The sequence below is a fragment of the Halocynthiibacter styelae genome (genome assembly GCF_016123485.1).
Classification (GTDB): domain Bacteria; phylum Pseudomonadota; class Alphaproteobacteria; order Rhodobacterales; family Rhodobacteraceae; genus Halocynthiibacter; species Halocynthiibacter styelae.
Window position 1 is genome coordinate 32,856 of record NZ_JADCKQ010000009.1, and the last position, 18,689, is coordinate 51,544.

General features: G+C 55.4%; 18 protein-coding genes. 10 read left to right on the forward strand and 8 right to left on the reverse strand.

The annotated features are described in order from the left end of the window. Positions 1–7: 7 nt before the first annotated feature. Positions 8–2,347 (forward strand): PIG-L family deacetylase, encoded by a 2,340-nt coding sequence (locus H1D41_RS12285; protein ID WP_228849185.1) that lies wholly within the window; start codon positions 8–10, stop codon positions 2,345–2,347. Here the strand turns inward: H1D41_RS12285 and H1D41_RS12290 are convergent, their stop codons facing one another. Continuing rightward, entirely contained in the window at positions 2,348–2,779 is a 432-nt protein-coding gene (locus H1D41_RS12290; protein WP_157947035.1) for a hypothetical protein, read from the reverse strand. Positions 2,780–2,868: 89 nt separating this feature from the next. Here H1D41_RS12290 and H1D41_RS12295 point away from each other — a divergent pair, with 89 nt between their 5' ends. Further along, on the forward strand, positions 2,869–3,873 hold the full coding sequence (locus H1D41_RS12295) for a hypothetical protein (protein WP_228849186.1): 1,005 nt from the start codon (positions 2,869–2,871) through the stop codon (positions 3,871–3,873). A gap of 194 nt (positions 3,874–4,067) precedes the next feature. Next, positions 4,068–5,345, forward strand: a complete 1,278-nt coding sequence (locus H1D41_RS12300; RefSeq protein ID WP_228849187.1) for an O-acetylhomoserine aminocarboxypropyltransferase/cysteine synthase family protein — start codon at positions 4,068–4,070, stop codon at positions 5,343–5,345. 64 nt (positions 5,346–5,409) lie between these two features. Here H1D41_RS12300 and hppD read toward each other — a convergent pair whose 3' ends face one another. Next, a complete protein-coding gene (gene hppD / locus H1D41_RS12305) occupies positions 5,410–6,528 on the reverse strand; it encodes a 4-hydroxyphenylpyruvate dioxygenase (protein WP_228849188.1) in 1,119 nt (372 codons plus the stop codon). Between the two features lie 124 nt (positions 6,529–6,652). Between hppD and H1D41_RS12310 the strand changes: the two genes are divergently transcribed. Continuing rightward, complete coding sequence (locus H1D41_RS12310) at positions 6,653–7,126, forward strand: Lrp/AsnC family transcriptional regulator (protein ID WP_228849189.1); 474 nt, start codon at positions 6,653–6,655, stop codon at positions 7,124–7,126. Between the two features lie 15 nt (positions 7,127–7,141). Next, on the forward strand, positions 7,142–9,001 hold the full coding sequence (locus tag H1D41_RS12315) for a monovalent cation:proton antiporter-2 (CPA2) family protein (RefSeq protein WP_228849190.1): 1,860 nt from the start codon (positions 7,142–7,144) through the stop codon (positions 8,999–9,001). 18 nt (positions 9,002–9,019) lie between these two features. Here H1D41_RS12315 and H1D41_RS12320 read toward each other — a convergent pair whose 3' ends face one another. The 6 genes from H1D41_RS12320 to H1D41_RS12345 form a co-directional block, all read right to left on the reverse strand. Beyond that, the gene (locus tag H1D41_RS12320; RefSeq protein ID WP_228849191.1) at positions 9,020–9,646 is read right to left on the reverse strand and encodes a LysE family translocator; all 627 of its coding nucleotides are present in this window, start codon (positions 9,644–9,646) and stop codon (positions 9,020–9,022) included. Between the two features lie 111 nt (positions 9,647–9,757). Continuing rightward, entirely contained in the window at positions 9,758–10,273 is a 516-nt protein-coding gene (locus tag H1D41_RS12325; protein WP_228849192.1) for a CarD family transcriptional regulator, read from the reverse strand. Between the two features lie 304 nt (positions 10,274–10,577). Next, positions 10,578–10,916: a ferredoxin FdxA gene (fdxA, locus tag H1D41_RS12330; RefSeq protein WP_107498538.1), complete on the reverse strand. Its 339-nt coding sequence runs from the start codon at positions 10,914–10,916 to the stop codon at positions 10,578–10,580. Positions 10,917–10,971: 55 nt separating this feature from the next. Continuing rightward, a complete protein-coding gene (locus tag H1D41_RS12335) occupies positions 10,972–11,403 on the reverse strand; it encodes an RNA-binding S4 domain-containing protein (protein WP_228849193.1) in 432 nt (143 codons plus the stop codon). 6 nt (positions 11,404–11,409) lie between these two features. Further along, entirely contained in the window at positions 11,410–14,172 is a 2,763-nt protein-coding gene (locus tag H1D41_RS12340; protein ID WP_228849194.1) for a helicase-related protein, read from the reverse strand. 27 nt (positions 14,173–14,199) lie between these two features. After that, complete coding sequence (locus H1D41_RS12345; protein ID WP_228849195.1) at positions 14,200–14,778, reverse strand: tetratricopeptide repeat protein; 579 nt, start codon at positions 14,776–14,778, stop codon at positions 14,200–14,202. 116 nt (positions 14,779–14,894) lie between these two features. Between H1D41_RS12345 and H1D41_RS12350 the strand changes: the two genes are divergently transcribed. From H1D41_RS12350 to H1D41_RS12370, 5 genes are all read left to right on the forward strand, one after another. Beyond that, entirely contained in the window at positions 14,895–15,182 is a 288-nt protein-coding gene (locus H1D41_RS12350) for an SCP2 sterol-binding domain-containing protein (protein ID WP_107498542.1), read from the forward strand. Beyond that, a complete protein-coding gene (locus H1D41_RS12355) occupies positions 15,182–16,135 on the forward strand; it encodes an alpha/beta fold hydrolase (RefSeq protein WP_228849196.1) in 954 nt (317 codons plus the stop codon). The genes H1D41_RS12350 and H1D41_RS12355 overlap by 1 nt, the downstream gene beginning before the upstream one ends. A gap of 55 nt (positions 16,136–16,190) precedes the next feature. Next, positions 16,191–16,631: a ribose 5-phosphate isomerase B gene (gene rpiB / locus H1D41_RS12360; RefSeq protein WP_228849197.1), complete on the forward strand. Its 441-nt coding sequence runs from the start codon at positions 16,191–16,193 to the stop codon at positions 16,629–16,631. Positions 16,632–16,839: 208 nt separating this feature from the next. Beyond that, the gene (gene pnuC, locus H1D41_RS12365; RefSeq protein WP_228849198.1) at positions 16,840–17,544 is read left to right on the forward strand and encodes a nicotinamide riboside transporter PnuC; all 705 of its coding nucleotides are present in this window, start codon (positions 16,840–16,842) and stop codon (positions 17,542–17,544) included. Further along, on the forward strand, positions 17,541–18,530 hold the full coding sequence (locus H1D41_RS12370) for an AAA family ATPase (protein WP_228849199.1): 990 nt from the start codon (positions 17,541–17,543) through the stop codon (positions 18,528–18,530). The genes pnuC and H1D41_RS12370 overlap by 4 nt, the downstream gene beginning before the upstream one ends. Positions 18,531–18,689 lie beyond the last annotated feature (159 nt).

Below are 18,689 nucleotides of genomic sequence, written 5' to 3' on the forward strand. Positions count from 1 at the left end.
GGCTCTCATGTCAGATGCCGAAATTTCCCGCCTTACACTGCAGCAGACGAACCCGCGGATCACCGCGCTGTGGCAAGCCTTGCAACCCTTGCGCACAACCCTGTCATTCATGAATTCAGGTGCACATCCGGATGATGAAACCAGCGCCATGCTGGCGGCCTTACGGTTTCGGGACGGAGTACATATATCTTACGTTTGCGCCAATCGTGGTGAAGGTGGGCAGAACAACCTGGGGCGTGAAAGCGGGGCTGTCCTTGGTGCTTTGCGCACAGCGGAAATGGAACGCGCCGCAAAGCACCTTGATATGCGGCTTTACTGGCTGTCTGAAAGCCCCGATGACACGATTACAGACTTCGGGTTTTCCAAAAGCGGGGAAGAAACCCTGAAGAAATGGGGCAAGGCGCGTACGCTGAAACGCTTTGTGGATGTTGTCCGGCGCGAACGCCCGGATATCCTCTGCCCGACCTTCCTGGATGTCCCCGGTCAACACGGACATCACCGCGCCATGACACGCGCGGCCCAGGACGTCATGAATCTGGCCGCAGATCCCGATTACCCCGACAGTGATCTGCCGATCTGGCAGGTGAAAAAACTGTTCCTGCCCGCCTGGGGTGGGGGTGGCAGCGCTTATGATGACGAAGTGCCGCCTCCGACTGCGACCCATGTCATCTATGCCAGGGGCACAGACCCGGTTACCGGTTTCAGCTGGGAGAACATCGGTCAGCAAAGCCGCGCATTCCACAAAAGTCAGGGTATGGGGCGTTGGGTTTCACCAAAAGATGAACGCGACTGGCCGCTACATCTGCTGGACAATCGTGTTGCAGATGGCCCTGATCTGGCCGCACATATTCCCGCCACGCTTTGTGATCTCGCCGCTTTGCCTGGGGCAGAGGACATCGCATCACTGTTACAGTCAGCCCAGACACAATGCGATGCATCCATCGCAGCCTGGCCTGATGAACAAGCAATCACAACAACTGCGACGCAGGCCCTTTCATCTATCCGGCAGGCGCGCCAACTTTGCCCGGACGTGTTGCAGAATGAAGTGCCCCACCGACTTGCACGCCTTGAAACCGCACTGCAACGGGTCATCTTCCTTGCAAGCGACGCTGATGTCCGGGGATATTGCCTTGGCAACACCCTGCACATTGAAAACCGCGCGTCTCACCTAGAAAACCTGCGCGCAGCCGCCTTGCTGTCTGAAGGCTGGCAGGCACAGGGGGATCAGATCATCCCAAGCGCGCAGGCCGCCTTACATGACGGGTACCGGGATCACTACGATCCCGCACTGCCGCCTTTGCCCGCCCTGGAGATACAGTTTGACCAAAGCGATCAGCAGATTTGCCTTCGCATGCCCCTGGAGAATCCCCCCTTGTCCCTACCAGCGCAAAGCCTGCGCCTGAACGCGGATCGCAATGTGATCAATATGCAAAACGGGATTGCCCCCCTGCGCATCACCCTTGCAGATCTGACCCCGGAAAACGCACAGGCTGAGGTGCAGATCCCTGACGGCTGGGGCGTGGAACAAACTGATCAAACAATTCTGCTGACACCCCCTTCCGATCTGCAACCCGGCTTGCACACCCTGCCCGTGTTGCTAAACGGCCAGGCTGCCAGAAGCGTAGAAAACATATCCTACCCACATCACGACCCGACAACGCTGATCAGAGAAGAGAACATAAAAATCAGAGTTCTGGATTGTAAAGTTCCACCTGTGCGCGTTGGATATATCGGCGGAGGAAATGACCGCACGGATCATTGGCTTGCTTCAATGGGGGCAATGGTTACCCCCCTGACAGATGAAGATCTGAAATCCCCTGAAACGCTCGCGCAATTCGATACGATCCTGATTGGGATCTTTGCGCTTGGCTTCCGTGCAGGGCTGGTCGACAACCTACCCGCGCTCCACAACTGGGTGCATGCAGGCGGCACGATGATCACACTTTACCACCGGCCCGGTGACAACTGGGATCCGGAAACCTCTGCCCCCGCCCATCTTGAAATAGGCTTACCTTCGTTGCGCTGGCGGGTCACCGATGAAAACGCCACGATCACGCATATTGCCCCGAACCACCCGCTGCTGAATACGCCAAATGAAATCACCCCAGATGACTGGTCCGGCTGGCATAAGGAACGTGGGCTTTATTTTGCGAAATCCTGGGATGCGAAATATCAACCTTTGCTGTCTCTGCGCGACCCCGGCGAGCATCCACATGAAGGGGCACTACTGGCCGCCGAGATTGGAAAAGGACGCCATATTCACTGCGCCCTGATCCTGCATCACCAGATGGAAAACCTGGTGCCCGGTGCGTTCAGGCTGATGGCCAATCTGATAGCGAAACGCTGATTACTGCATCTGAGCCCGGCTGAGCTGCACGGAATCTTCGCGCCCGTCATCATAGATGATACGCACAGAAACACTTTGCACGGATCCACCACCATGCCCCATCATCCAGCGGGAAGTATCCCGGATGGCATTCGGGCGTGGGTCACCTTCATAGCAGCTTTCCATTGCAAGGGCCTGTTCGCCACCGCTATTCACCCTGTAATGCACGGCACGAAGACCGCAACGCCAGGCGGCGATTTGCTGAAAATCAAGAACATCCTGACCACCGCTTTCCCGCAGGCTGACCCAGCCTGAACGGGTCGCCGTCAGAATCGGGCGAACTTCACCCGCTGTGGTAAAATTATCGGCCGCAGCAGGAAATGCCAGGGCAGACAGAAACAATACCGCCAGAATACGGCGCATTGCTGTGGTTTTATAGCTCAGACCAGACAATTTTTTCTCCGGTATCATAAATCATGCTTTCAGATCAGGACTGACACCGCCTATAAACAAGGTCGTGGCAGCAGGCAAATTGTGTAATTATGGTAAAAAATAGAGCAAACTCCGAAAAATTCAATGTTGTGATCATAGCACAGTCCGGGCGATTGTCCTATGAGGCCGTGATTTTTGTAACAACCTTCCGTCGGCACAACCCGGATTTCGAAGGTAAGCTCTTCGTAGCCGAGCCGCAACCAGGCGATAAATGGCACGGAGATCCGCGGATTCACAACCCGGATATTCGCGCGATTCTGGAAAATCACGGGGCCGAAATTATCCCCTTTGACAGTCTGCATTTCGGTCAGAACTATGCCAATGGCAATAAGATCGAAGCCCTGAAAGCCTTGCCCAAAGGCGAACCATTTGTCTTTTTTGATACAGATACCCTGATCACCGGCGACCTGCAGAAGGTGCCTTTTGATTTTAACAACCCTTGTGCATCCATGAAACGCACCAACACCTGGCCACAGATTGAACTTTATGGTCCGGGATACGGGCAAATCTGGAAATCGCTTTACGATAAATTCGGATTGGACTTTGAAACCAGTCTGGATCTGTCCCAGCCGGATGAATACTGGCAACGCTACATGTACTTTAACGCGGGCTGGTTCTTTTATCGCTGCCCGCATGAATTCGGAAAGTGGTTCACGGAATATGCGGTTGCGATCCGCGATGACCGCCCGGAAGAACTGGTCTGTCAGGAGCTTGATCCATGGCTGGACCAGGTCGCCCTGCCGCTTGTGATCCACAAACTGGGCGGTGGCCGCCAGACCATTCCGGCCGGTCTGCTGGATGGCTCTGTTTCCTGCCATTACCGTCTTCTACCCCTGCTCTATGCACGTGAGTCCAACGCTGTGGTCGCTGAGCTGGAAGAAGCGATTGCCCATAACAAGATCAAAAAAGTGATCAAAGCTTATGAACCGATCCGCAAGCTTGTGTACCAGAAGAAGGGACATAAAGTGCGGGGGATGTTTGATCAGAACAATCTGCCGCGCAAAGAACAGTTCATGCGCAATCAGATCAAAAAGGTAAAGCTCTGGCTGCGCTGAAGCTGGTCGGGCCGTGTTTATCCCTTTCGGCTCTGTGCTTTCTGAAATCCGCGAATCCGGATTCATTGACGAATAAGTTCTGAATGGCCCCACCCATTCAGAACATTTTCCCGATCTTACCTCGCGGGATTGACCTTACAGGAACCACAACCCAATCTGCCCTCAACTGACGTATATTCACGAGGGAGATTCCAATGTCTGACACCCCACTGGGTTTTGACACACTGCAAATTCACGCGGGCAGCGCACCTGATCCTGCCACAGGCGCACGCCAGACACCTATCTATCAGTCCACCGCTTTTGCCTTCCGCGATGCAGATCACGCAGCCAAGCTGTTTAACCTGCAAGAAGTTGGCTATATCTATTCCCGCCTGACCAACCCCACAGTTGCTGTACTGCAAGAACGTATCGCAACACTTGAAGGTGGTGCAGGTGCGGTTTGCTGCTCTTCCGGTCACGCAGCCCAAATCATGGCGCTGTTCCCTCTGATGGCACCGGGGCGCAATGTGGTGGCCTCTACCCGTCTTTACGGCGGCACGCTGACTCAATTCAGCCAGACCATCAAACGGTTCGGCTGGGAAGCCAAATTTGTTGATTTTGACGATACAGATGCGGTGGCCGCGGCGATTGATGACGACACACGCGCGGTCTTCTGTGAAACGATCGCAAACCCGGGTGGTGTCGTGACCGATCTGGATACGATCTCTGCCGTGACCAAAGCCGCAGGCGTACCCCTGATCGTTGATAACACCACTGCAACACCTTATCTGTGCCGCCCGTTCGATCATGGCGCATCCCTGGTTGTGCATTCCACCACGAAATACCTGACCGGCAATGGCACTGTGACCGGTGGCTGTGTTGTCGACAGCGGCACCTTTGACTGGTCCGCCAGCGATAAGTTCCCGTCCCTGTCCGCACCCGAGCCCGCCTATCACGGCATGAAGTTCCATGAGACCTTCGGCGCACTTGCCTTCACCTTCCACGGCATCGCTGTGGGGCTGCGGGATCTGGGCATGACCATGAACCCACAGGCGGCGCATTACACATTGATGGGGATCGAAACCCTGTCCCTGCGCATGCAGCGCCACGTGGAAAACGCAGAAGAAATCGCGAACTGGCTGGAAACCGATCCACGCGTCGAAAGCGTTGGTTGGGCCGGCTTGGCATCCAGCCCCTACAAAGACCGCGTTGCCCGCATCTGTCCAAAAGGTGCCGGTGCGCTGTTCACCGTTGCCCTGAAGGGCGGCTATGAGGCCTGCGTGAAAACAGTCGACGGTCTGAAGATCTTCAGCCATGTGGCGAACCTGGGAGATGCGCGTTCACTGATCATCCACCCGGCGTCCACAACCCACCGCCAGCTGACCGAAGACCAACAGGTCGCCGCCGGTGCTGCGCCGAATGTGGTGCGCTTGTCGATTGGCATTGAAGACGCCGCCGACCTGATCGCCGACCTTGATCAGGCAATGGCCTAAAATACAAAAGCCCCCCGCTTCACATCGAAACGGGGGGCCTTTTTTTGTTGTATCGCCAGTGACGTTATTCTGCAGCGGTTGCGGGCGTATCGCCTGCGTCCAGCTCACCATTTGCGATCTGTTCGCGTTCAATCGATTCAAACAGCGCTTTGAAGTTGCCTTCGCCAAAGCCATCATCGCCTTTGCGCTGAATGAACTCGAAAAAGATCGGCCCGATCACAGTTTTTGAGAAGATCTGCAGCAGAATGCGGGTTTCTCCGCCATCCACAACGCCTTCACCATCAATCAGAATGCCGTGTTTTTGCATGCGTTCCAGCGGTTCTTCGTGATCGACAACGCGTTCATGGCTCATCTCATAATAGCTGGCGGGGGGGGGCGGCATGAAACGCAGACCGCGATCATAGATCTCATCTGTCGCGTCATAAAGTTCTTCGGTCCCAACCGCGATATGCTGAATGCCTTCGCCTTTGTATTTCTTCAGATAAGAAACAATCTGCCCCTTCTCGCCACGATCCTCGTTGATCGGAATGCGGATACGGCCACAGGGCGACGTCAGCGCGCGGCTGACCAGACCAGAGTGCTTACCAGAGATGTCGAAGAAACGGATTTCTTTGAAATTGAAGAGATTTCCGTAGAACCCGAACCACTTATCCATGTTCCCTTTGAACACATTGTGGGTCAGGTGATCGAGGTAATAAAAGCCCACGCCCGCCGGGTGCGCCGGTGCGATCCAGTCGAATTCGTCATTGTAAGGGCTTGTGTCATGATACTGATCAATGAAGTACAAAAGCGATCCGCCGATCCCTTTGATCGCAGGCACATTCAGAGATTTATCATCGGCATCATGGGGTTCCGCCCCCATTTTGATCGCATGTTCATAGGCATGCTGCGCATTCACAACGCGCCAGCCCATTGAGGGGGCACAAGGGCCGTGTTCATCGACAAATCGCATGCCGAATGATCCGGGTTCAGCGTTCAGGATGTAGGTGATATCGCCCTGCTTCCACAGCTCAATCGCTTTGGTTTTATGGGTTCCGACATGTTGGTAACCCATCTTCACAAACAGATCGCGCAGCTCCTGCGGGTCTTCATGGGCGAATTCTACGAATTCAAACCCATCGGTTCCGGCGGGATTTTCTTCTGAAATCACAGATTTCGGTGCGTTATGTGGAAAGGGTCCCATGGGGGTCTCCTGTGTCTTCTGTTGCGCTTTTTCGGATTATGTCGCAAAATATCCGCAATTGACGCGCATAATGACGGTTCAATTACCACATAAGCGCGTCAGATCTGCAATTTAGGGGATTTCAATGCAACAATCACGCATCGCACTGGATGACATCGATTCCCGCCTGCTGGCCGCACTGCAACGTGATGCGCATCTGACCGCCCAGGAACTCAGCGAACAGCTGAACCTGTCCGCAAGCCAGATCAGCCGCCGTCGCCAACGCCTTGAAAACACGGGCGTGATCGCCGGTTATTCCGCGCGTCTGTCGCCGAAAGCCGTCGGGTTGACCGTACAGGCGTTTATCCAGGTGCAAATGGAAAGCCACGCCCCCGAACGGGCCCGTGAATTTGCAACATTGATCAGCACGCGACCCGAAATCACCTCGGCCTGGACGCTGACCGGTGAGGCCGATTATCTGCTGCGCGCCTGGTGTGACGATCTGGCGGCGCTAAATCATCTGATCCATGATATTCTGCTGCCACACCCTTCGGTGTCGCGCGTACAAAGTCAGATTGTTATGGACCAGCTTAAGGCAGACGCCCCCCTGCCCACCTGACATAAGGAATTGAACATGCAGGAATTTTTGCTTCAGGCGACAATTTATCTTGGGGCTGCCGTGATTGCCGTGCCCATTGCCGCGCGTCTTGGGCTGGGATCTGTGCTGGGCTATCTCATGGCCGGCATAGTCATTGGCCCGGTGATTGGCCTTGTGGGGGATGAAACCGAAAGCCTGCGCCATTTTGCGGAATTCGGCGTGGTCATGATGCTGTTCATCGTCGGCCTGGAACTGGATCCACGTGCCCTGTGGGAGATGCGCCATAAGCTGCTGGGACTTGGCGGCTTGCAGATCGGTCTGACGACCCTTGCGATCACCGGCATCAGCATGGGCCTTGGCTATAATTTCCCGATCAGCCTTGCGATCGGCCTGACATTTGCCCTGTCATCCACCGCGATTGTTCTGCAAACCCTGTCTGAAAAGGGCCTGATGGCCAGCACCGGCGGGCGATCATCTTTCGCCGTCTTGTTGACCCAGGATATCGCCGTCATTCCCATGCTGGCGCTTGTGCCGCTACTGGCAATGTCACAAGCGGCGGTCCATCACGACGATCACCACAGCACAGCCATGTCCCTGGTCGAAGGTCTGCCTGGCTGGGGTGTGACGTTTGTGACACTGGGGGCGATCGCCGGCGTGATCCTCGCGGGCCATTATCTGACCCAACCCCTGTTCCGATACGCCCATATGGCCCGCCTGCGCGAGCTTTACACAGCGCTTTCCCTTGTCATTGTTATTGGCATCGCCTTCCTCATGAGCCTTGTGGGCCTGTCCCCTGCCCTTGGCACTTTCCTGGCTGGCGTGGTGCTGGCGAATTCAGAATTCCGCCATGAACTGGAAGCCGATGTAGAACCTTTCAAAGGCCTGCTGTTGGGTCTGTTTTTCATCACCGTTGGCGCAGGCATCAGCTTTGAGCTGCTCTTTGCCGCACCACTAATGCTGATCGGTGCGACCCTTGGGGTCATGACAGTCAAAGCTGTGATCCTCTACATCATCGGGCGCGGGTTTGGGCTGAAAGGGCGCGATCAGTGGCTGTTCACCCTGTCGCTGGCCCAGGCCGGGGAGTTCGGCTTTGTGCTGCTCAGCTTCATGGTCACGCAAAACGTGCTGCCCGGCCCGCTTGCAGATCAGCTTCTGTTGATTGTCGCGCTCTCCATGCTACTGACCCCTCTGTTGTTCATCGTCTTCGACAGGCTCACCCATCACCTGCTGTCTGACAGCGAAGTCACGCCGGATGATGAGATCACTGAAACCGGCAAAGTCATTGTCGCGGGCATTGGGCGGTTTGGGCAGATCGTGAACCGGATGATCAATGCGTCCGGGTTTTCAACCGTGGTGCTGGATCACAACCTTGCAGCGGTCAACATGATGAAACGCTTTGGGTTTAAGACGTTTTTCGGCGACCCCACCCCCCCGGATGTGCTGATGGCGGCCGGACTGAAAGACGCCGATATACTGGTGATCGCCATTGACGGACCAGAGGCCGCGGTGAAGCTGACACAATTTGCCCGCAAAGCCCGCCCGGACATCCATATCATCGCCCGCGCAAAGGATCGCATGCATGTGTATGAACTGTATCAGGCAGGCGCGAATGATATTGTGCGTGAGAATTTTGACAGTTCTCTGCGGGCCGGGCGCTATGCGCTCGAAAACCTGGGGCTGACAGAATATGAAGCCCACCAACAGTCAGAATCCTTCCGCGTGATGGACCGGGAAGCCGTGAAAGAACTGGCGCAATACTGGAAACCCGGGGTGGCGATTGACGACAACCCGGAGTTCATCCACCGCGCCAGCGACATTACCCGGGAACTCGACGTCGCTCTGCTGCGCCAGCTAGAGGAAATGCGCGGAAAGTCCGACAGCAAAGATCCTGAATAGTCTTTGCTGCCAGCGCCATTATGCGCGTTTCATGGCAACGGTTGCAACACCCATAGCCATCAGTGCGCCGCCGCCAAAGCGGGAGAACCAGGCAAGGGCACCGGGGCGCTTAAAAAAGACACGCATTTTGTCGCCAAGCAAAGCCCAGGCCAGGGCGTTCAGCGCCGCAAGCGTAACGAAGGTTGCAGTGAGGAGTACAAACTGTGGCCAGAGCGGACGTTCGACGGAAATGAACTGCGGCACGAATGCGATGAAGAAAACAATGGATTTCGGGTTCAGCGCGGTCACAGCGGTGGCATGGCCAAAGATCTGCAGAGTGCCTTTACCGCTGACGTCTTCCACATTGCCCAGAGAGGCGTCAGATGCGCTGCGGAACAACTTAATACCAAGATAGATCAGATAGGCCGCCCCCACCCATTTCAGCACTGTAAACACAGTGGCTGAAGCAAGAACCAGCGCCCCGAGGCCTGCAAGCGATGCCGACATGGCAATCAGATCACCAAGCGCCACGCCTGTCGCAGTGGCCAGCGCCACAGAGCGACCTTTGCTGATGGCATAGCTCAGAACCAGCAGAATGGTCGGGCCGGGTACCATCAGCAATGCTGAGGACGCCGCCACGAAAGTAAGCCAGATTTCGATGCTCATGATAAGAATTCCTCTTGTCAGATCCGGTTCAGCCAGCCACAGGAACACCCACCTGTAAAGCAAAAAAGCCGCAGCGATTGCTGCGGCTTTTCTATTGGTCTGGTGTCGCGCTTAAGCAGCAGAGGCGCGGGAGGACAGGACGTCCCCGATCTGGCGTTGTGCATTGCCTTCATCGCCACCAACAACAGCAGCAACTTCGCGGGTCAGGCGTTCAAGCGCTGCTTCATAAAGCTGACGCTCAGAATAGCTTTGCTCACGCTGGTCATCACTGCGGTGCAGGTCGCGCACAACTTCAGCAATCGCGATCAGATCGCCAGAGTTGATCTTCTGTTCATATTCCTGCGCCCGGCGGGACCACATGGCACGTTTCACCTTGGCTTTGCCTTTCAGCGTGCCCATCGCCTGATCAATCATCGCAGGGGATGACAGACCACGCATACCAACTTCGGTTGCCTTATGGGTCGGAACCCGCAGGGTCATCTTGTCTTTTTCAAAGGAAATGACAAAAAGTTCCAACGCGATCCCGGCGATCTCCTGCTCTTCGATAGAGATGACTTTCCCTACGCCATGAGCTGGATAAACCACAAAATCGTCTGGGCGGAACTCAAGTTTCTTCGCTTTGCTCATATGTCTCAGCTTCCTTCAATGCGTTGAGGCAGGGTCATTGGCGACAAAAAGAACCCCGCAGTGGAAAACCACCCCGTAGCGTTTAAATTGTCGGGCAAAAAGACCTGTATTGGGCCGCCTGAACGAGCCCGCTGCCTGAGTGCGTGCGTGTGTTTGTAACCCTAATATATCAGAAAAACCGGCATGATAAAAGCTGAGCTGCTCACCCCTGCCCTACTTCGCCAGGATCCCTTTAAAATAAGGGGAATAACAAAAAAGGCACCCGAAGGTGCCCTTGTCATTCGTGTTCTGATCCGAATCAGCCTCAGCCGCCTTCGCCCGGGGCCTCAGAGAACATGGTTTCCAGTTTGCCGGTCTTGCCGTCGTTTTCTTCGGCTTCCGGCAGCTGGTCTTTCTTGGTAATGATCACCGGCCAGATTTCCGCGTATTTGCGGTTCAGCTCGACCCAGCTTTCCATGTCTGGTTCGGTGTCCGGACGGATCGCATCTGCCGGGCATTCCGGTTCACAGACGCCACAGTCGATACATTCGTCCGGGTGGATCGCAAGGAAGTTTTCACCTTCATAGAAACAGTCCACCGGACAGACTTCGACGCAGTCGGTGTATTTGCATCCAATGCAGTTGTCAGTGACGATATAGGTCATAGCTAAAGTCCGGGAAATCTACGTTGCTCTGCCCCAATTAATCTACCCGGCGGGATCAATCAAGGAGGGAGCCACCGGAAAGAGGCATATTGCGACGATCTTTCTTTGTCGGACGTCCTTTTCCCTCATATCGGGGCACCGGGGGGAAATTATTCTGATCCTCACGCTTTTCGCGCGGTTTTGGTGGATCAAGATCCTCATACAGTGCCTGCGCTTCCGGGGCCGGGCCACGCCGCGTGCCAAAGCCAAGCACTTTGATCACCCGAACGTGATCATCCTTAGGAAACGTCAGCACATCACCAGTGGCAATCATACGTGCAGGTTTGCTGATTTTTGTGGAATTGACGCGGATCTTACCTTCAGAGACCTGCTTTGCGGCAAGGGTACGGGTTTTAAAGAACCGCGCATGCCAGAGCCATTTATCCACCCGGAGCGAAGTTGACTCCGCACCGGGGGTGTTTTTCGTATCAGACGTCTTTTCAGACATGGCTGATCACTTGTCTTTCAACCCCATCAGCGCGGCTGCAAAAGGATTATCCGGATCAATCGGCTTTTCCTTCTTCGCAGGCTTGGACGCCCAGGCTTTTGGCTTGTGATCATTGCCACCTTTACGTCCCGGCTTGCCACCTGGCTTGCCTTTAGCACCCTGTTTGCGACGATCATTGTTGCCACCCTCATTGCGGCGGTTGCCACCCTGACGGTTGTTCTGGCGCTGCTGACGTGCCCAGGTGAAGGTGAAGAAGGTTTCCATTTCAGGACCGGTTACTTCAGCAGGCGCTTCTGTGGTTTCCACAGGCGCTGCCTCAGCTTCCGGCGCAGCTTCAGTCACTGCTTCTTCTGATGCAGGCGCATCAGTCTCCGCAACGGCCGGAGCCTCTGCAACGGCTTTCACCTTCTCGCGCTCGCCCTCTTCGGCTTTATAGCCAAGGCCACGCATAAGGTCTGCGAATTGCACAAGGGTCATGCCGGTGATGGACAGCATATCTGCATTTGCTTCAAAGCCACCACGACTGTCTTCCCCACGCAGCATATCCGCCAGGCGTTCCAGCATGTCGATACGGATCGCACGTTCACCAGCCTGACGATAGCCACAAATATTGTGGTAACCCGCAGCAACACCCTTCACTGATGGAATAGTCACCAGACCCGGGGGCGGGCTTTCCGCAAATTCAGCGTGATCTTCTGACAGCGCCCAGAGCACCAGACGCAGACGGGTCGGCGCAGGTTTCAGCAGCAGCGGCATAAAGATCGTGAACTGACCAAAACGCACACCGTGCTTACGCAGCAGCCCACGCGCATCCTGATCCAGATCTTTGACTTCCATCGCAACCTGATCACGGGGCATAATGCCCAGACCTTCCATCAGGCGGAAAGCAAAGCCGCGGGCGATTCCGGTGAGCGTCTCATCGCGGGACATGGCCAGCATGGGTTCAAAGAGATTCGCAACTTTGCGGTCGATGAAATGCTGCAGACGGCGTGTGACTTTCTCAGCCACATCGCTGCCAGCTTCGTCATCAACAAAAGCCTGAACGCGTGGTTTCAGCGCTTCGTCGCCTTTGACAAGCTTACCAACCGCGTATTCGCCCCACATCAGACCACCCTGTTCGGTGAAGTCAATTTCTGTGTCCGGCGCATTATAGAACCGATCAGAACGCAGTGAGAATTCAGGCGCAAGCGCTTGATACGCAGCGGTTTTCAGTGTTTTCGCTTCATCCCCTTCTGCGGATTTATCCAGGGTAAAACGGAACCCTTCAAGACGGCCAGCAAACTGCCCCTCAACCGTTACTTCGCCATTTTCATTCACGTCAGCCACCAGGCTCTCCTTCTGTTTCAACCGGCGCAGCAAAACGGATGTGCGCCGATCAACAAATCTTTGCGTCAGCGCGTTGTGCAACGCATCCGACAGGCGGTCTTCTACAGCGCGCGTCGCCCCGCGCCAATGGTTTTCGTCTTTTGTCCAGTTTTTACGCTGAGATACATAGGTCCAGGTGCGTATAAACGACAATCTTTTGGAAATTGCGTCAATATCACCATCACTGCGATCCAGCCGCTTAATCTGACGTGCAAGCCAGGCCTCGGGCAGCGGACCTTCTTTCAGGTAGGTAAAGATCGTATTCAGAAGCCCCGCATGTTCGCCGGGTGAAATCCCGCGAAAATCAGGAACACAGCAGACATCCCATAGCAGGCGCACATCATGTGGGCTGTTCAGGCGGGACCGTATCAGATCATCACCCGACAGCGTGCGCAGCGCAATCAGATCATCCGCATCACGGGCACGGCTGAGACGCGGATCATCGGGCTGACGTTCCAGCGAGTGGATCAGGTGATCAACTGTACCGAATTCCAGCCTTGAGTTCCGCCATTCCAGTTTTTTCAGTGGCGCGAACCGATGATTACAGATCGCATCCGCCAGGCCATCCTCCAGCAGCGGTGCCTCACCTGTCACGCCAAAGGTACCATGGTTCATATGACGCCCGGCCCGCCCGGCAATCTGGCCCATCTCATGGGGGAATAACTCACGCATACGGCGGCCATCAAACTTCGCCGTCGCTGAGAACGCCACATGGTTGATATCCAGGTTCAGCCCCATGCCAATCGCATCGGTCGCCACCAGATAATCAACATCCCCGTTCTGATACATCTCGACCTGGGCGTTACGTGTGCGCGGGGACAAAGCACCCATAACCACAGCCGCCCCACCCTTCTGGCGCTTGATCAGCTCGGCCATACCGTAAAGGTTATCAACCGAGAACCCGACAACCGCCGAACGCGCAGGCATGCGCGAGATCTTCTTTGAACCGGCATAGGTCAGTTCAGACAGGCGATCACGCGTAACAATATCTGCCTCTGGCACCAGATCACGGATCACATCGCGCATGGTGGATGCGCCCATAAACAGGGTTTCATGGGTACCACGTGCATGCAACAGGCGATCCGTGAAAATATGGCCGCGTTCCGGATCACCACACAGCTGGATTTCATCAATCGCCACGAAATCCGCACCAATGGAAACCGGCATAGCTTCAACTGTGCAGACCCAAAATTTCGCCCGCGGCGGCACAATGCGTTCTTCACCAGTGATCAGGGCCACAACAGATGGCCCGCGGATCGCAACGATTTTATCGTAAACTTCCCGCGCCAGCAGCCGCAAAGGCAGGCCAATGACGCCAGAATTTCGCGCCAACATACGGTCGATTGCGTAATGGGTCTTGCCCGTATTCGTCGGCCCGAGAACCGCTGTAATCTGCCTGTGCATAGCCCCTGCCCGCGCTCGCGTCTGAAATCAGATCTTTTCGCCGCTGGTGCGGGCTTCGAGATCTTCTATCGCGCCAGATATATGAGGCTGATGCGGATGTATAGCGGCGGAGGTCTGAAAGGCCCGCAACGCGGCCTCTGGTTCGCCCATTTCGTCCAGGATGACGCCGAGACCTGAAAAAGCCTCAAAATGTGCGGGGTTCAGCGCCACTGTACGCTGTAGCGCATCCAGGGCCGGGCCATAATAACCGCTGTGGAAATAGGCTTTGGCCAGCATGCTCCAGCCTTCGGCAAACTCCGGTGCATGATCAGTCAGGGCCGTGGCATGTTCCAATGCGGCCTGCATATTATCCGTTTCCATGGCCTCAATCGCCCGGTGCAGCAGATAATCCACGGAATGAGACCCCGAGCGGGACCATTCAACGCGGATTTTCGCTTCCACATCTTCCCAACCTTCCAGATCCGGCGTGGTCAGCAATGTCAGCAGATCATTGATTCCCGTACCTTCCGCATCAGGGCGCACCATTGCCCCCCCGTCCTGCGCATGGGCAGCAGAAATAAACGGTGTAAAAACAAGCGAATTCACGCCGGTTAACGCAATTGTCACGATAGCTGCCGTAAAGTAAGCTTTGAGATATGAGAAGAAATTGACCATAACGTAAGCATAGTATCACCTTCCCCGCAAAAAGCGAGAGCAGCGGGATCACAAACCGGAGAAATGTCATGAGCGACATCATCACTGCTGCCGTAGCAGCCCTGAGCGAAAAACTGACCGGCGGCTTTGACAGCGTGGCCAAATTCACCATCAACGGCGAAGGTTCGCTGGTGATTGATGCAGACGGCGTGCGTGCAGGCGACGACGACGCAGAAGTGACTCTGACAGCAGATTCAGACGTCTTCCAGGACATCCTGTCCGGCGATCTGAACCCGACCACCGCTTTCATGACCGGCAAGCTGGCGGTTGACGGTGACATGGGTGTTGCCATGAAACTTGGTGCAGTTCTCAGCTGATGGAAGCCGCACCTTTTCACGCAGAACTGGCTGACGGGCCTGAAGGCGGTCACGCTGTCTGGCTGCATGCCTCTGACGGTGTGCGCATCCGGGTCGGTCATTGGCCCTATGCAAATAAAGGTGCAGAAAAAGATGTAAAAGGGACGGTCCTGATGTTTCCGGGCCGTACCGAATACATCGAAAAATATGGACGTGCGGCGGCAGATTTTGCGACCCGCGGCTTTGAAATGATTGCCGTGGACTGGCGCGGTCAGGGTCTTGCCGATCGTCTTCTGGATGACCCGATGGTCGGACATGTCACGCAATTCACAAATTATCAGAAAGATGTGGATGCGGTTGTGGCCTGGGCGGAAAGCCAGGATTTACCAAAACCCTGGTACCTTGTCGGCCACTCAATGGGCGGGGCCATAGGCCTGCAGGCGGTCTTTAATAATCTGCCCGTGAATGCCGCCGGGTTCTCTGCCCCAATGTGGGGCATCAAAATGAGCCCCCTCACACGCTTCTTCGTCCCAACAATCGCAAAAGCCGCGAAATGCCTGGGCCTTCTCAACAGCTACGCCCCGACGACCAAAGGCGTATCTTACGTGCTGGACGCCGGGTTTGATGACAATATGCTGACCCACGATCCCGACATGTGGGCCTTTATGGTCGGCCATATCGAAGCTGAAGCGCGCTTTGGCCTAGGTGGCCCGTCAATCAACTGGGTTGGGGAGTCCATCCAGGCTTGTGATGAACTGGTTGCCCGCCCTGCCCCTGATCTGCCTGTCGTGACGCTGTTGGGCTCTGACGAACGCATTGTCGATATTCCGGCGGTTCACAAACGCATGGACACATGGCCCGGCGGCAAACTGCATTTGATTGATGGCGCGGAACACGAAGTCATGATGGAACTGCCAGACATTCGCAAATTCAGCTTTGACACGCTCGCAGACCATTTTACGGCACACCCCTGATCTGATAGATGCCGGACTGAATCACTTCTGACTGCTGCCAAAACGGACCAATCCCATGACAGATCGCAAACGCGTTGTTCTTTCCAGTGACCACGCAGATATTGAACTGCGAAAAACCATCGCAAAACATGTTGAAACCCTCGGCTTTGAGGCCGTGGACATCGGCCCGCAAACCTCTGAAAGCACCCATTATCCCCTGCACGGCCAAGCCGCGGCACAGATGATTGCTGAGGGCGATTGTGAACTGGGCATTCTGATCTGTGGCACCGGCCAGGGCATCATGATGTCCGCCAACAAAGTGCCCGGCATCCGCTGTGGTGTCTGTTCTGACACATTTTCCGCCCGCATGACCCGTGCCCATAACAACGCACAAATGCTGTCCATGGGCGCACGCGTGATCGGCGAAGGCCTGGCGCTGGAAATCGTCGAAGCCTTCCTGACCACCAATTTCGAAGGCGGCCGCCACGCCACCCGCGTCGATATGATCGAAGCCTGATACGATGCCTTCAGGACTGCCCCACCTTGGTCGGGCAGTCCTTTGCAAGCTCTTGCCTGAAATAAAACATCAAATGACGTCTGATCACTCCATCGCGCATCATTCCGTGAATGGCGGGAATGAGCCCATTTTTCCGACTTTCTGCAGTGCAGCTAATGTCTGCTGGTGCGGAAGAGTTGAAACTTGCCCAACTCTTTGATGACTGCTGATGGCCATGAAGATATCAGGGCTGGAGAAGTCTGATTATTTTGGTTGCGTCACCCCAATGTATTATTGTCTAAATCCGGCAAGTAAATCGAGCAGGATGAGAAATATGTTGGAGTTTTTCTGGGGCATGGTTGGCAGCCGTCCCATAGAGTGGATCGCGGTTGTATGTGGAATACTGAACGTAAGTCTGATCATCCGACGTTCGATCTGGAATTACCCGTTCGGCTTTGCCGTAGTGACGTTGTATTTTTTCATCTTCTGGGAATACCGACTTTATAGTGACGCGCTGTTACAGGTCTATTTCTTCTTTATTCAGTTCTACGGCCTCTATGTTTGGCTAAACGGTCGATCACCCGATGGGCGGATCATCGTGGCACCTTTGGGGACAGGCATGTTCGCGTTGTATCTTGGGGCGACCGCCATTGTATGGTTGATCGTTGCGAGCCTGATGGCAGCTTACACCGATGCAGCCGCCTCGTACTGGGATGCGGCAGTGGCAGCGCTAAGCATAACTGCACAATTCCTATTGTCGCGAAGATACTTGCAAAGCTGGTATTTGTGGGTTGCCGTGGATGTGCTGGCGATTGGCCTTTTCTACACGCGCGGACTGGAGCCGACGGCAGCACTTTACGTCGTGTTCCTAGGCCTTGCTATCACAGGATTGTTCCAGTGGCGTCGGGCCGCGATGCAGCCTCTGACGACATGAAAACACACGGCTTTCTACTGGGGAAGTTTATGCCGCCCCATGCGGGCCATCTCTATTGTGCCGAGGTCGGGAAGGCCCGGTGTGATGTCATGACGGTCCTGGTGTGTAGCCATGACGCAGAGCCAATCGACGGAAATCTAAGGGCCAAGTGGATGAGGGAATGCCTGTCGCTGCCCGGCTATCGCGTGCTGCACATGCATCGCGACATTCCGCAGGCACCAGAGGATCACCGTAACTTTTGGCCTATTTGGCGCGCAGCAATTACGGAGTTTCACCCTGAGCCTATTGATTGGGTCTTCGGCTCGGAAGGTTACGTCCACCGCCTCGCGCAGGAAGTCGATGCACGACCCTTTCCAGTGGACCCGGAGCGACAGGTTGTGCCGGTGTCGGCCACGGCAGTCCGAGAAGATCTGACGAGCAATTGGAGCCATGTACCAGTTCCAGTGCGGAGCCACTACCAACGCCGCCTTGTTCTTGTGGGGGCAGAAAGCACCGGCAAGACGGTATTGTCCGAAGCTTTGGCGGCACGGCTTAAAAGTGTGCCGATCCCTGAATATGGGCGTGATTACGACGCCGTCTTCCGGCATGGGCAAGATTGGGTCGCGGCAGACTTCGAGGCGATCATGGCGGGCCACAAAGCGTTGGCCGATACGATGGCGGCGCGAGGTGGACCGATTATTGTCGAGGATACGGATGCCTTGCAAACGTTGGTTTGGGCCGAGGCGTTGTTAGGCAAAGTGCATAAACCGCTCGTTGACTGGGCACGTTCTGCGGTCAAAGGGAAGACTTACCTTCTGCTCGACCACGCAACGCCTTGGGAAGATGACGGAACACGATATTTCGCTGATCCGGGGCGCCGAGCGTGGTTCACCGGCAGGCTGCGCTCTTGGTTGGTTGAGTTGGGGGCGGAGTGGAGATGCATCGAGGGAGAGGATTGGGCCGAGCGCACGGCAGTGGCCAATGACTGTCTGGATACGCTTAGCTAACCTCACCAAAGGAGGGCCGTTAGTTGAACGGTTCGCCGAAGCAGACCTTAGCGTACTTTGACCCAAGGTCCGAAAAGTCCGCATTGCAGTCATATTGTCCCACACTTTCTATCCGAGCCAGCAAACCTAAAACACCCAGCATCCGAAGCTGTCTTGCAA